Annotated in this window: 12 protein-coding genes; 8 read left to right on the top strand and 4 right to left on the bottom strand. The window is 68.4% G+C overall.

The window, feature by feature from the left end:
• Nucleotides 1-123: 123 nt before the first annotated feature.
• The 8 genes from hemE (at nt 124) to hemL (ending at nt 8,885) form a co-directional block, all read left to right on the top strand.
• Complete coding sequence (gene hemE / locus LOC60_RS01180; RefSeq protein ID WP_230020911.1) at nt 124-1,185, top strand: uroporphyrinogen decarboxylase; 1,062 nt, start codon at nt 124-126, stop codon at nt 1,183-1,185.
• 2 nt (nt 1,186-1,187) lie between these two features.
• Nucleotides 1,188-2,723, top strand: a complete 1,536-nt coding sequence (hemG, locus tag LOC60_RS01175; protein WP_230020909.1) for a protoporphyrinogen oxidase — start codon at nt 1,188-1,190, stop codon at nt 2,721-2,723.
• Between the two features lie 74 nt (nt 2,724-2,797).
• Nucleotides 2,798-3,505 (top strand): hydrogen peroxide-dependent heme synthase, encoded by a 708-nt coding sequence (gene hemQ, locus LOC60_RS01170; protein ID WP_230020908.1) that lies wholly within the window; start codon nt 2,798-2,800, stop codon nt 3,503-3,505.
• The gene (locus LOC60_RS01165; protein WP_230020907.1) at nt 3,502-4,695 is read left to right on the top strand and encodes a ferrochelatase; all 1,194 of its coding nucleotides are present in this window, start codon (nt 3,502-3,504) and stop codon (nt 4,693-4,695) included. Before hemQ ends, LOC60_RS01165 begins: the two co-directional genes overlap by 4 nt.
• Nucleotides 4,695-5,654, top strand: a complete 960-nt coding sequence (hemC, locus tag LOC60_RS01160; RefSeq protein ID WP_230020905.1) for a hydroxymethylbilane synthase — start codon at nt 4,695-4,697, stop codon at nt 5,652-5,654. Before LOC60_RS01165 ends, hemC begins: the two co-directional genes overlap by 1 nt.
• 24 nt (nt 5,655-5,678) lie before the next feature.
• Entirely contained in the window at nt 5,679-6,542 is an 864-nt protein-coding gene (locus LOC60_RS01155) for a uroporphyrinogen-III synthase (protein WP_230020903.1), read from the top strand.
• Between the two features lie 34 nt (nt 6,543-6,576).
• Nucleotides 6,577-7,560: a porphobilinogen synthase gene (gene hemB / locus LOC60_RS01150; RefSeq protein ID WP_230020902.1), complete on the top strand. Its 984-nt coding sequence runs from the start codon at nt 6,577-6,579 to the stop codon at nt 7,558-7,560.
• Entirely contained in the window at nt 7,560-8,885 is a 1,326-nt protein-coding gene (hemL, locus tag LOC60_RS01145) for a glutamate-1-semialdehyde 2,1-aminomutase (protein ID WP_230020901.1), read from the top strand. Before hemB ends, hemL begins: the two co-directional genes overlap by 1 nt.
• Nucleotides 8,886-8,959: 74 nt before the next feature.
• On the opposite strand, the gene LOC60_RS01140 is transcribed toward hemL, so the two are convergent.
• The 4 genes from LOC60_RS01140 to LOC60_RS01125 form a co-directional block, all read right to left on the bottom strand.
• The gene (locus tag LOC60_RS01140; RefSeq protein WP_230020898.1) at nt 8,960-9,799 is read right to left on the bottom strand and encodes a MetQ/NlpA family ABC transporter substrate-binding protein; all 840 of its coding nucleotides are present in this window, start codon (nt 9,797-9,799) and stop codon (nt 8,960-8,962) included.
• Nucleotides 9,800-9,928: 129 nt separating this feature from the next.
• Nucleotides 9,929-10,717, bottom strand: a complete 789-nt coding sequence (locus LOC60_RS01135) for a methionine ABC transporter permease (protein WP_230020896.1) — start codon at nt 10,715-10,717, stop codon at nt 9,929-9,931.
• Entirely contained in the window at nt 10,714-11,694 is a 981-nt protein-coding gene (locus LOC60_RS01130) for a methionine ABC transporter ATP-binding protein (protein ID WP_230020895.1), read from the bottom strand. Before LOC60_RS01130 ends, LOC60_RS01135 begins: the two co-directional genes overlap by 4 nt.
• A 284-nt stretch (nt 11,695-11,978) precedes the next feature.
• Nucleotides 11,979-12,701 (bottom strand): 3'-5' exonuclease, encoded by a 723-nt coding sequence (locus LOC60_RS01125; RefSeq protein ID WP_230020894.1) that lies wholly within the window; start codon nt 12,699-12,701, stop codon nt 11,979-11,981.
• Nucleotides 12,702-12,724: the final 23 nt, after the last annotated feature.

Here is a 12,724-nt window from a genome sequence, read left to right as displayed (position 1 = left end):
GCCCCGGAGGATACCTTCAATCGGCTGCCCCGATTTCGCCGTTTAACCGTGTGAGAAGGGCCACCGTTCCCGCCGGGGGAGCCCCGGTTATCGATTGCCCGGGAATTTGGAGAGAATCAAGGTATGACTCTTAGCGCCACTCATCCGCTGCTGGATGGCCGTACGGCCGATTCGCCCCTCATCACCGCGTACCGCGGCGGCACTCCCGCCCGCCGTCCCGTGTGGTTTATGCGGCAGGCCGGCCGCTCCCTGCCGGAATACCTCAAGGCCAGGGAAGGGATCGGCATGCTGGAATCCTGCCTCCGTCCCGAACTGGCTGCGGAGATCACCCTGCAGCCGGTGCGCCGCCACGATGTGGATGCCGGGATTTTCTTCTCCGACATCGTTATTCCGCTGAAGCTGGCCGGCGTGGACGTGGACATTGTCCCCGGCATCGGGCCGGTGCTGGGCCGCCCGGTGCGGACCGCCGCCGACGTCGCCGCCCTGCCGCGGCTGACCGAGGAAGCGCTGGAACCCATCCGGGAAGCCGTCCGGCTGACGGTTGCCGAGCTCGGCTCCAAGCCGCTGATCGGTTTCGCCGGTGCGCCGTTCACCCTGGCCGCCTACATGGTCGAGGGCAAGCCATCCCGTGACCACCTCGGCCCGCGCACCATGATGCACGCCGACCCGGAGGCCTGGCAGGCGCTGACCGCCTGGGCGGCCGATGCGTCCGGCATGTTCCTGCGTGCGCAGCTGGAAGCCGGTGCCAGTGCCGGCCAGCTCTTCGATTCGTGGGCGGGCTCCCTAGGCCTGGCGGACTACGTCAAGCACGTGGCCCCTGCCTCTTCCCGGGCCCTGGACCATGTGCGCGGGCTCGGCGCCCCGCTGGTGCATTTCGGCACCGGCACCTCCGAACTGCTGGTGGCCATGCGCGACGTCGGCGTGGACGTGGTGGGCGTGGATTACCGGCTCCCGCTGGACGAGGCCAACCGCCGCCTCGGCGGTATGACGCCGCTGCAGGGCAACATTGACCCCGCACTGTTGAGCGCACCGTGGGAAATCCTGGAAGCACATGTCCGCGAGGTACTCGCCGCAGGCGCAGCCGCGCCCGGGCATGTGGTCAACCTGGGCCACGGCGTGCCGCCGGAAACCGACGCCGGCGTCCTGACGCGGGTGGTCGAACTGATTCATTCGGTGGAGCCGTAACCATGCCCAACCGTTTCCTCGCCAAGCCGGAAAAACCTGCCAAAGCGGAAAAATCCGCGAAGCCGGAAAAGCCCGCAGCCAAAACCGGCACGCAGCCCGAAACGCCGACCGGCCCCTCGGCCATCGTCGTCGGCGGCGGCATCTCCGGCCTGATCGCAGCCCGTGACCTGCAGCGGGCAGGCGTCCGCGTGACGGTGCTGGAAGCCTCGGACCGGTTCGGCGGCTGCGTGGGCCGGCACTCCGTGGCCGGGATAGAGCTGGACAGCGGCGCGGAGTCCTTCGCCACGCGGTCACCGGCAGTTCCGGAACTGGTGGGGGAACTGGGCCTGGCGGACGCGGTGACGGCGCCCAACCCGGCCGGGTCATGGCTGCAGCTGGCAGCGGACGACCTGCCCTCGGGGGCACAGCGGATGCCGGCCAGCGGGCTGCTCGGCATCCCGGCCGATCCGCGGCACCCGGATATCGCCCGTGCCCTGGGCCGCGCAGGAGCGGCCCGGGCAGCCATGGACAAGGTCCTGCCGGTGGGTAACCTGTTCCGCCGTGGATCCATGAGCCTGGGTGAGCTGGTGCGGACCCGGATGGGCGAGGCAGTGCTTCGCCGGCTCGTGACCCCGGTGGTCGGCGGCGTCTATTCCGCCGATCCGGACGTGCTCGACGTCGATTCCGTGGCACCGGGACTGCGCGCTGCCGTCTCCCGGCACGGCTCCCTTGCCGCCGCCGTAGGCGCCATGCGTGCAGCGGCGCCCGCCGGATCGGCGGTTGCCGGGCTTGAGGGCGGAATGGGCCGGCTCGCCGAGGCGCTGGTCTCGGACCTGGAAACCGCCGGTGCAGGCCTGCGTACCGGCATCCGTGCCGAGTCCCTGGCCCGCGAAGCCGAAGGGTGGCGGGTCCGCTGCAGCAACGGCCGGGAGCTGGCGGCGGACGCCGTGGTGGTTGCCGCGGAAGGTCCGGCAGCCGCGGACCTGATCGCGACCGCGCTGCCCGAGGTATCGGCTTACCGGCCCCAGCCGGGACCGGGAGTGGCCCTGGTGACGCTGGTGGTGGACCTGCCGGAACTGGATGCGATGCCGCGCGGCACCGGCGTCCTGGTGGCGCGCGAGGTGGAAGGCGTCGATGCGAAGGCCATGACCCATGCCACGGCCAAATGGCAGTGGCTCGCGGATTCCACCGGACCGGGAACCCACGTGCTGCGCCTCTCGTACGGCCGGGCACTGTCCGCGGAGGACTCCGCAGCCGAACCTTCCCACGTGGACCGCGCCGACGATGACCTCTTCCGGCAGGCCGTGGCGGATGCATCCGGCCTGCTGCAGGTGGGGATCAGGGCCGACGACGTCGTCGGCTGGGATGTTGTCCGGTGGGTGGGTGCTCTGCCCTCGGCCGCTGTAGGGCATAAGGACCGGGTGGGTGCCGTCCGCGCGGCGGTGGCCGAAGCGCCCGGACTTGAAGCGGTGGGAGCCTGGCTGGCCGGTACCGGTCTGGCCGCCGTCACTGCCGATACCCGCACCCGGATGGCAGCGCTCTCCAACACCCTGCTGTGATCTTCAGCACTTTCTACAGTTCGTAGAAGTGCGGTGTTTCGACTTAGCCATACGCAAAGGGCAGACTGTTAAACATGAGTGAGACGATGGACCGCAGCGCCGCCGGGGCGGCCGGCAACGACGAACAGTTCTTTACCCTTTGGACCGTTTTCAAACGGTCCTCCATGCCGAAAGCGCCTGTTTCAGCCGGCGCCGTTGACGCGTTCGAGGACCTTGCCAAGGAGATGGCAGCCGGCAACGTCACGCTCCGCGGGCTTTACGACGTCTCCGCCATGCGCGTGGACGCCGACGTTATGGTGTGGTTGCACGGCAGTGCGCCGGAAGCGCTGCAGGCGGCCCTTCGCCGGATCCGCCGGACGGAGCTGTTCGCCGGCACCGAAATCGCCTGGTCCGCCATGGGCGTGCACCGCGATGCGGAGTTCTCCAAGAACCACTGGCCGTCCTTCGCCCGGGGCATCGACCCGGAGGCCTGGATCTGCGTCTACCCGTTTGTCCGTTCCTACGAGTGGTACCAGCTGCCCGCCGAGGAACGCGGCAAGATGCTGCGCGACCACGGCATGCTCGGTCGCGAATTCCCGCAGGTCCTGGCCAACACCGTCGCTTCCTTCGCCCTCGGTGACTGGGAATGGATCCTGGGCCTGGAAGCTCCCAACCTGGTTGACCTGGTCGACATGATGCGCCACCTGCGTGCCACCGAGGCCCGCAACCACGTCCGTGAAGAAGTCCCGTTCTATACCGGCCGGCGTATTCCGGCCGCCGAAGTTGCCGAGGTACTCAAATGACATCCGCTGTTTCCAACGAGCCCGTGTTCGACCCGTTTGAGGGCGTCGACGAAAACGGCCGCATGGCCCCGAAGCACTACGACGCCATCCTGCTGGCGTCCTTCGGCGGCCCGGAAGGCCAGGAAGACGTCATTCCCTTCCTGCGCAACGTCACCGCCGGCCGCGGCATCCCCGATGAGCGGCTGGAGGAAGTGGCCACCCACTACCGCGCCAACGGCGGCATCAGCCCGATCAATGAGCAGAACCGCGCCTTGAAGGCGGCCCTGGAAGCCGAGCTGGCACGCCGCGGCGTCGAACTGCCCGTCCTCTGGGGCAACCGCAACTGGGCGCCCTACATCAAGGACGTCCTCCAGGAGGCGTACGACAACGGCTACCGCCGCATCCTCATGGTCACCACCAGTGTCTACTCCTCGTACTCCAGCTGCCGCCAGTACCGCGAAGACCTGGGCATGAACCTCTTGAAGACCGGGCTGGACAAGAAGCTGCACGTGGACAAGGTGCGCCAGTACTTCGACCACCCCGGCTTCGTCGATCCCTTCGTCGAAGGCGTACGTGAGTCCGTGGCGAAGGTCCGCGCACAGCTCGCCGCCAAGGGCGTGGACAACGAGAAGATCGAAATCCTCTTCTCCACCCACTCCATCCCCACCGCCGACGCCGAAGCCTCCGGCCCGCGCGACCGTGAGTTCGAAGAAGGCAGCGCCTACGTTGCCCAGCACCTGGCCAACGCCCGCGCCATCATGGACCGCGTCCCCGAAGCCGCAGGCATGGACTGGCAGCTGGTCTACCAGTCCCGCTCCGGTGCACCGCACATTCCCTGGCTGGAACCGGACATCAACGACGCCATCGCCGAGCTGCCCGCCAAGGGCGTCAACGGCGTGGTGATTGTTCCGCTGGGCTTCGTCAGCGACCACATGGAAGTTATCTGGGACCTCGACACCGAGGCCATGGATACCTGCAGGGAACTGGGCCTGGCGGCGGACCGCACGCCGACCCCGGGCATCCACGAAACCTTCGTCTCCGGCCTGGTGGACCTGCTGCAGGAACGCACCCTGGAAAACAACATCGCCATCCGGCCCGCCATGACCGAACTCGGCCCGTGGTACGACGTCTGCCGTCCCGGCTGCTGCGCCAACCTGCGCGGCGAGAAGCCGACGATCGCCGGCGCCGATTCCACCGTAGGCGTCGAATAGTGGCGCAGTCGCCCGTCCTGATCGGCACCCGCGGCAGCGCCCTGGCCGTCACCCAAACCACCACCGTTGCGCAGGCGCTGTCCGGGCTGGGCGGTTTCGACATCGAACTGGTGCGCGTGCGCACCGAGGGCGACATCAACCGTGCCGCCCTGTCCCAGATCGGCGGAACCGGCGTGTTCGTTGCCGCGCTGCGCGACTCGCTGCTGCGCGGGGACTGCGACGTTGCCGTGCACTCACTCAAGGACCTGCCCACCGCCCCCGCGGACGGCCTGGCCCTGGGGGCAATTCCGGAACGCGTGGATGTCCGCGACGTCCTGTGTGCCCGCGACGGCCTGACCCTGGCGCAGCTTCCTGCCGGTGCGAAGATCGGCACCGGCTCGCCGCGCCGCGCCGCCCAGCTGCGGGCCGCCCGCCCCGACCTGGAGATTGTGGACATCCGCGGCAACGTGGATACCCGCCTCGGCCGGGTGGCCGGCCTGGTGGAAGGCGCCCCGGGAGATCTTGACGCCGTGGTGCTGGCCGCCGCAGGCCTGGCCCGGCTGGGCCGGCTGAACATGGTCAGCGAGTTCATTGACCCCGCCGTCATGCTTCCCGCCCCCGGGCAGGGTGCGCTGGCGGTGGAATGCCGCGATGCGGACGCCGCCGACGGCGGTCAGCTCGCCAAGGCGCTTGCTGCCTACGACCACCTCGACAGCCGCCTGACCGTGGCTGCCGAGCGGGCCATGCTCGGCCGCCTCGAGGCCGGCTGCACGGCTCCGGTCGGTGCGCTGGCGAGCGTGGGTGCAGACAGCATCACGCTCGAAGCCGTGGTCTGCAGCGACGACGGAACGCGCCTGATGCGCCGGACCGGCGTCGTCAGCGAACTCACCGAAGACGCCGCCCGCGCCCTCGGCATCCAGGTGGCCGAGGAGCTGCTCGCGGCCGGTGCCGCACAGCTCACGGACCTGCCCGCCAGCTGATGCCCGGCTTCGGGAGCTGCTGAAATGGCAGCCACGCACCAGGGTCCGGACCTAGTCGGCCTGGACGTTGTCCTTCCACGCACCCCGGACCGGGCCTCGGCCATGGTCCGGGAGCTGGAGGACTGCGGGGCATCGGTGACGCTGATGCCCCTGATCGACTTCCAGTTCCCCACGGACACCGCGCTGCTGGACCGCGCCCTGAATTCGCTGAAGGCCGGCCGGTTCGCGTGGGTGGTCTTCACTTCGGTCACCACCGTCCGGGCGGTCACCCGCCGGTGCACGGCCCTGGGCATCCGCCCCGACGCCGTGGTGCCAGCGGACACCCGGATCGCCGCAGTAGGTGCCGGAACACGGCAGGCGCTGGAGGAGATCGGCTTCGATATCGACTTCCTGCCGGACACGGACCAGTCGGCCCGGGGGCTGGCCGCCTCCTGGCCAGACCCGTCCGGATCGGACCCCGAGGGCGGGGACCTTCGGGTGCTGCTGCCGCAGGCCGACATCGCCGATCCGTCACTGCACAACGCGCTGACGGACCTGGGCTGGGACGTCCGTGCCGTGACCGCGTACTGCACCGTGGACTACCCGGCGACCGGCGTGCGCTTCACCCCGGCGGTTACCGGGGGAGGGCTGCTGGACCCGGAAGGCTTTGCCGCCTCGGCACCCGCCGGACCCCGCGCCGTCGTCCTCACCTCCCCGAGCATTGCCCGCCGGTTCGTCCGCCGCTGCACGCCGGTCCCGGCCGGAACCCTGCTGGTGGCCATTGGCGACAGCACTGCCGCACGGATGCGCGAACTGGGCGTGGGCCCGGATGCCGTGGCGAAGCAGCCAACGCCGGCGGGAATAGCCGAGGCACTCTTTGTTGCTATGTCTACGGGTCCTACTCCCTAGTTCCCCCTCATTACCGGAAGGCAGAATTACCTCCATGAGCTTCCCCCAGCACCGCCCCCGCCGGCTCCGCACCACCCCCGCCATGCGGCGGCTGACCGCAGAGTTCCGGCTGGATCCGGCCGAGCTGATCCTGCCGGCCTTCGTCCGGGAGGGCATCACCGAGCCGAACCCGATCACCTCGATGCCCGGCGTCGTCCAGCACACCATGGACAGCCTGAAGAAAGCCGCGTCCGAAGCTGCAGAGCTGGGTATCGGCGGCATCATGCTGTTCGGCATCCCCGCCGAGCGTGACGCCGTCGGCAGTGCCGGCACCGATCCCAACGGCATCCTCAACCGCGGCATCGCCGCCGTCCGCGAGGAAGTCGGGGACGAACTGGTCATCATGAGCGACGTCTGCCTGGACGAATTCACCGACCACGGGCACTGCGGTGTGCTGGACGACAACGGCGTCGTGGACAATGACACCACCCTGGAGATCTACGGCCGGATGGCCGTGGAGCAGGCCCGCGCCGGTGCACATGTACTGGGTCCGTCGGGCATGATGGACGGGCAGATCGCCGTCATCCGCCACGCCCTGGACACCGCCGGGTACACCGACGTTTCCCTGTTTGCCTACGCCGCGAAGTACGCCTCCGCGTTCTACGGCCCCTTCCGCGAAGCGGTCGACTCCCAGCTGAAGGGTGACCGCCGGACCTACCAGATGGACGCCTCGAACCGCCGCGAAGCACTGCTCGAAGTGGAACTGGACCTTGAAGAAGGCGCCGACATGGTGATGGTCAAGCCGGCCATGAGCTACCTCGACGTACTGGCCGACGTGGCCGCCATGTCCCCGGTCCCCGTGGGCGCTTACCAGATCTCCGGCGAGTACGCGATGATTGAAGCTGCCGCCGCCAACGGCTGGATTGACCGCCGCCGGGCCATCGAAGAGTCCGTGCTTGGCATCAAGCGGGCCGGCGCCAACATGATTCTCACGTACTGGGCCACCGAGCTGGCGGCCTGGCTGAAGGAAAGCAAGTAATGTCCTCATCTGTCTCACCGTCTTCCTCCGAAGAACTCTTTGACCGCGCCCGGGCCCTGATGCCCGGCGGCGTGAACTCCCCGGTCCGGGCCTTCGGCTCCGTGGGCGGCACCCCGCGCTTTATGGTCTCCGCCAAGGGCCCGTACATCACGGACTCCGAAGGCCGCGAATACGTTGACCTCGTCTGCTCCTGGGGGCCGGCCCTGGTGGGACACTCCCACCCGGACGTCCTAGCGGCCGTCCACGCCGCCGTCGACAACGGGCTGTCCTTCGGTGCGTCCACCCCGGCCGAGGCCGAACTGGCGCAGCTGGTGATGGACCGGGTGCCGGGCGTCAAGCGCCTGCGCATGGTCTCCACCGGCACCGAGGCCACCATGACCGCGATCCGGCTGGCCCGCGGCTTCACCGGCCGGAACCTGGTCATCAAGTTCGCCGGCTGCTACCACGGCCACCTCGACGGACTGCTGGCCTCCGCCGGTTCCGGCCTGGCCACCCTGGCACTGCCCGGCTCGGCCGGCGTCACCGAAGCCACTGCCGCCGAGACACTGGTGCTGCCGTACAACGACGTTGCCGCCGTCGAAAAGGCATTCGCGGAGCACGGCGCCGACATTGCCGCGGTCATTACCGAAGCGGCCCCCGCCAACATGGGCGTGGTCACTCCGGACGAGGGCTTCAATGCCGCCCTGTCCCGGATCACCGCCGCGCACGGCGCCCTGCTGATCCTCGACGAGGTGCTCACCGGTTTCCGTACCGGCCCGGGCGGCTACTGGGGCCTGACCGGCGCGGTGGAAGGCTGGACCCCGGACCTGTTCACCTTCGGCAAGGTGATCGGCGGCGGTATGCCCGTCGCCGCCCTGGGCGGCCGTGCCGACGTGATGGACTACCTCGCGCCGCTGGGCCCGGTCTACCAGGCCGGCACCCTCTCGGGTAACCCGATCGCGATGGCGGCCGGCGTCGCCACCCTGAAGGCCGCCACCGCCGAGGTCTACGCCACCGTCGACAAGCGCTCCGCGGAGCTCTCCGCAGCCGTGTCCGCCGCCCTCGACGCAGCCGGGGTGGACCACAGCATCCAGCGTGCCGGCAGCCTCTTCAGCGTCGCCTTCGGCACCTCCGCCGCCGGCGTGCACAACTACGAGCAGGCACAGGCGCAGGAAGCCTTCCGCTATCGGCCGTTCTTCCACTCGATGCTCGACGCCGGTGTGTACCTGCCGCCGTCGGTGTTCGAGGCCTGGTTCCTGTCCGGCGCCCACGACGACGCCGCAATGGACCGGATCTACGCCGCCCTTCCGGCCGCCGCGAAGGCCGCAGCCGAGGCGCAGCCGTAAGGCAGGCGTTCGAAGGCACGAAAAACCCCGCACCTCCCTTTCACGGGAAGTGCGGGGTTTTTCGTTGTCTTGGCTTAGAAAGCGGGTGTTACGTCACCGTTCGGCCAGGTCTCTTCGATGAAGGCCTTGGTTTCGGGGGAGTGGAGCAGTTCCTCGAGCTTGTCGATCCGTGCGTCCTTGGCGCCGGCCTTCCAGACGAGGAAGTTGGCGTACGGGTTATCCTCGGCGGATTCCACCAGCAGGGCGTCGTCGGTGTTCAGCCCGGCTTCGAGAATGTAGTTGCCGTTGATGATGGCCAGGTCCACGGTGGGATCGCTGAGGTCGTTGACCAGCAGTTCCGGCTGGTTTTCCTGGAAGTCCAGGCCCTTGGGATTCTGTTCATCGGTCAGGGTCAGTACCGAGGAATCGTCCGCGATGTCCTTCACGAGTCCGGCCTCTTCAAGCATCTTCAGGGCGCGGGCCTGGTTCGAGGGGTCGTTGGTGACCATGACCCGGGCGCCCTCCTTGATGGTGGAAACGTCCTCGTGCTTCTCCGAGAACGCGGCGTAGGGCTCCACATGGATGCCGGCACCGTGCTCGAACTCGTAGCCCTGGCTCTCCATCTGGGATTCCAGGTAGGGCAGGTGCTGGTAGAAGTTGACGTCGCTGTCGCCGTCGTTGAGGGAGATGTTCGGCGTCACGTAGTCGTCGAACTCCTGGATTTCGAGTTCCAGGCCGGTGCCCTCGGCGAGGTTGTCGCGGACAAACTCCAGGATCCGGGCGTGCGGCGTGGGGCTGGCGCCCACTGTGAGGGTGACCGGCTTCGCCGGGTCAAGGCTCTCAACGGCGCTGGAGGCGGAATCGGATCCGCCGCAAGCCGTCAGCGCCAGAGCCGTGGCCACACCGGTGGCAACGAGGGTAAGTGCTTTACGCATCGAATGCGTTCCTTTCACGTAACCCGGGAAGCGGAACACCGCCGTCCGGGGGGAGGTGCAGCTAGCGGCTACTGGCTGCAGATCCGCAGGGTCCGCAGGGCGTGCCCGGGACCTTTGCGAAGACTGGGACTAGACCTGGGCCTTGTCGGGTTCGCGGGCGGTGCCGGCGGGCGCGGCGTCGGGGCTGATGCCTTCTGCTGCGGCAGCCGGGCGGCTGCGCCGGCCGGTTCCTGTGGCCGAGCGGTGGTCCACGCGGCGCGAAACGAAATCACCCGCGAGCTGGATGATCTGCACGAGGGCCACAATGATGATGATCGTGACCACCATGACCTGGGTGTCAAAGCGCTGGACGCCGTAGTTGTAGGCCAGCCGGCCCAGTCCGCCGCCGCCGACGATGCCGGCCATGGCGGAGTAGCCCACGAGGGTCACCAGCGTGGTGGTCAGGGCCGCGACGAGACCGGGCAGGGCCTCGCCCAGCAGGACCTTGGTAACCACCTGCATCCTGGTGGAGCCCATCACCAGGGCTGCGTCGATCTTGCCGCCGGAAACGTCGCGGAGGGCGTTTTCCACCAGCCGGGCAAAGAACGGGATGGTGGCGATGCTCAACGAGACCGAAGCGGCCACGGGGCCGATCGAGGTGCCGGTGATGAGGCGTGCCAGCGGAATCAGCGTGACCATCAGGATGGCGAACGGCACCGACCGGGTGATGTTGACAATGATGTCGCTGACAATCCGGTTGACGATCTTCATCGGGAGCAGGCCCCCGGGTGCGGAGACGTGCAGGAACACACCCAGCGGCAGGCCGATCAGCAGGGTGAAGAACCCGGAGATGCCCACCATCTGAAGCGTTTCGATCACGGCTTCGGGCAGGGCCTTGGTGATGCCGGGGTTGTCGAAGAGTCCGGTCAGGAAGTTCATGCGGCCACCTCCACGGTGACGCCCTGCAGGGCGAGGTATTCATGGACGGCGGCCATGTCGGTATGCGAGTCCAGCTGGATACGCAGCCGTCCGAAGCGGGTTCCGGCCAGCAGTTCGACACTGCCGGCCAGGACGTTGACGTCGGTGTCGAACCGGCGGGTCAGCGCGGAAAGCACCGGATCCGAGGTGGTCTGGCCCGTGAACAGCAGTTCCAGGACCGGACCGCCGGGCGACGGCGGCGTTACGGGCAGCGGGATCAGCTGTTTGGCCAGCCGGCCGCGCAGGTCGGAGGCAACCTCGCGCAGCGGGCCGTGTTCCACGACCCGTCCGGCTTCGAGCAGGGAGACCGAATCGCAGATCCGCTTCACCACGTTCATCTCGTGCGTGATGATCAGGACCGTCAGGCCCAGGCGCCGGGTGAGCTCGGAAATCAGGTCGAGGATGTCATCAGTGGTGCCGGGGTCCAGGGCCGAGGTCGGCTCATCGCACAGCAGCACGTCCGGATCGGAGGCCAGCGCCCGGGCAATGCCCACGCGCTGCTTCTGCCCGCCGGAAAGCTGGGCGGGGTATGCTCCTGCACTGCCTTCGAGGCCAACCAGGGCCAGCAGTTCCTTCACCCGGGCGTCGATGACGCTCTTCTTCGTGCCCACCAGCTCCAGCGGGTGCGCAATGTTGGCGGCGGCGGTGCGGGAGTCCATGAGGTTCGCGTGCTGGAACACCATGCCGATCCGGCGGCGGGCGGCGCGGATCTCGGAGTCCTTTACCGCGGTCAGTTCACGGCCGTCGATCGTGACGGAGCCCGACGTCGGCCGGTCCAGCAGGGTCAGGCAGCGGACCAGGGTGGACTTTCCGGCACCGGAGTGCCCGATGATCCCGTGGATCGACCCCTTGGGCACGCTCAGGCTCACGCCGTCCAGTGCAGTGACCGTACGGTCGCCCTGCCGGTAGACCTTGCGCAGGTCGGTAACTGTGATCATTCATCCTCGTTATGTGCGTAAATGGCCGGACCGGAGCATGGGGAAAGGAGCACGGTTCGGTGCCGTGCCTCAATGCCGGCTGTGCGGAGGGTGCCTGCCAATCTCGTGGCGCGAGACTGTACGCGCGCGTTAAATTACGAGCCGTACGCCTGGGGCGCCATCAGCGCCAAACACAGTAACCAGTATCGCATGACGACTGCCGCGCCCCTGCCAAAGTGACGGCCTGTGAAGGAGCGTTCAGCGGCGGCGGACCCGGGCAGCGGACCCGGAGAGACCCGGAGGGATCAGGCGGGATCCAGGACGGAATCCGGGGCGTGGTCAGGTGCGGGACGGAACGGCCAGCTGCCGTCAATCACTGCCTCCGGGTCCCGGCGCCGCAGGTATTCCTGGAAGCTGGCGGCCTGGCCGGCGGCCCAGCTGACCTGGGAATCGTGCAGGGTGCGCGCATCGCACTGCAGTTCCGGGTACTTCTGGGCCATCACCGCAGCGACGGACAGGGTGGCCGCGACGTCGGCGGCGGAGGTGTGCGCATTTTCAAAACCCACGCCGTAGTGCTCGGCCATGGCGGTGAGGGTGCGCTTGCCGCGGCGGAACCGGTCCACCTGCTTGTCCAGGATGTAGGGATCGATCACGGGCACGGGACGGGGGGCCGTCAGGCCGAACCGCTCGCATTCGCGGGCCAGGACAGTGAAGTCATAGCAGGCGTTGAAAGCCAGGACGGGAATGCCTGCGGCGAACATGCCCGCCAGCACCTCGGCTACCTCGGCCGTCACGGCGGCCGGGTTTCCGCCTTCCGCCCGGGCACGTTCATTGGTGATGCCGTGGATGGCTGCCGCCTCCGCGGGGATGGGGATTTCCGGGCAGGCCAGCCACTCGTGGTGCTGCAGGGTTTCGCCGCGGCCGTTGACCAGGATGATGGATGCGGTGACGATGCGCGCGGTCTGCGGGTCCCGGCCCGTGGTCTCCAGGTCAAAGGCGGCCCGGGGGAGTTCATGCCAGCTGTTCATGCCTCCAACTTATCCGGGCGCGG

It is taken from the genome of Arthrobacter sp. zg-Y769, assembly GCF_020907405.1.
Lineage (GTDB): Bacteria > Actinomycetota > Actinomycetes > Actinomycetales > Micrococcaceae > Arthrobacter_B.
The sequence above is the reverse complement of the archived record's forward strand: the minus strand, read 5'-3'. Positions and strand labels throughout refer to the sequence as shown.

Coding starts and splice junctions, on each gene's coding strand:
- hemE (WP_230020911.1), top strand. CDS start 124: ATGACTCTTAGCGCCACTCATCCGCTGCTGGATGGCCGTACGGCCGAT.
- hemG (WP_230020909.1), top strand. CDS start 1,188: ATGCCCAACCGTTTCCTCGCCAAGCCGGAAAAACCTGCCAAAGCGGAA.
- hemQ (WP_230020908.1), top strand. CDS start 2,798: ATGAGTGAGACGATGGACCGCAGCGCCGCCGGGGCGGCCGGCAACGAC.
- LOC60_RS01165 (WP_230020907.1), top strand. CDS start 3,502: ATGACATCCGCTGTTTCCAACGAGCCCGTGTTCGACCCGTTTGAGGGC.
- LOC60_RS01155 (WP_230020903.1), top strand. CDS start 5,679: ATGGCAGCCACGCACCAGGGTCCGGACCTAGTCGGCCTGGACGTTGTC.
- hemB (WP_230020902.1), top strand. CDS start 6,577: ATGAGCTTCCCCCAGCACCGCCCCCGCCGGCTCCGCACCACCCCCGCC.
- hemL (WP_230020901.1), top strand. CDS start 7,560: ATGTCCTCATCTGTCTCACCGTCTTCCTCCGAAGAACTCTTTGACCGC.
- LOC60_RS01140 (WP_230020898.1), bottom strand. CDS start 9,799: ATGCGTAAAGCACTTACCCTCGTTGCCACCGGTGTGGCCACGGCTCTG.
- LOC60_RS01135 (WP_230020896.1), bottom strand. CDS start 10,717: ATGAACTTCCTGACCGGACTCTTCGACAACCCCGGCATCACCAAGGCC.
- LOC60_RS01130 (WP_230020895.1), bottom strand. CDS start 11,694: ATGATCACAGTTACCGACCTGCGCAAGGTCTACCGGCAGGGCGACCGT.
- LOC60_RS01125 (WP_230020894.1), bottom strand. CDS start 12,701: ATGAACAGCTGGCATGAACTCCCCCGGGCCGCCTTTGACCTGGAGACC.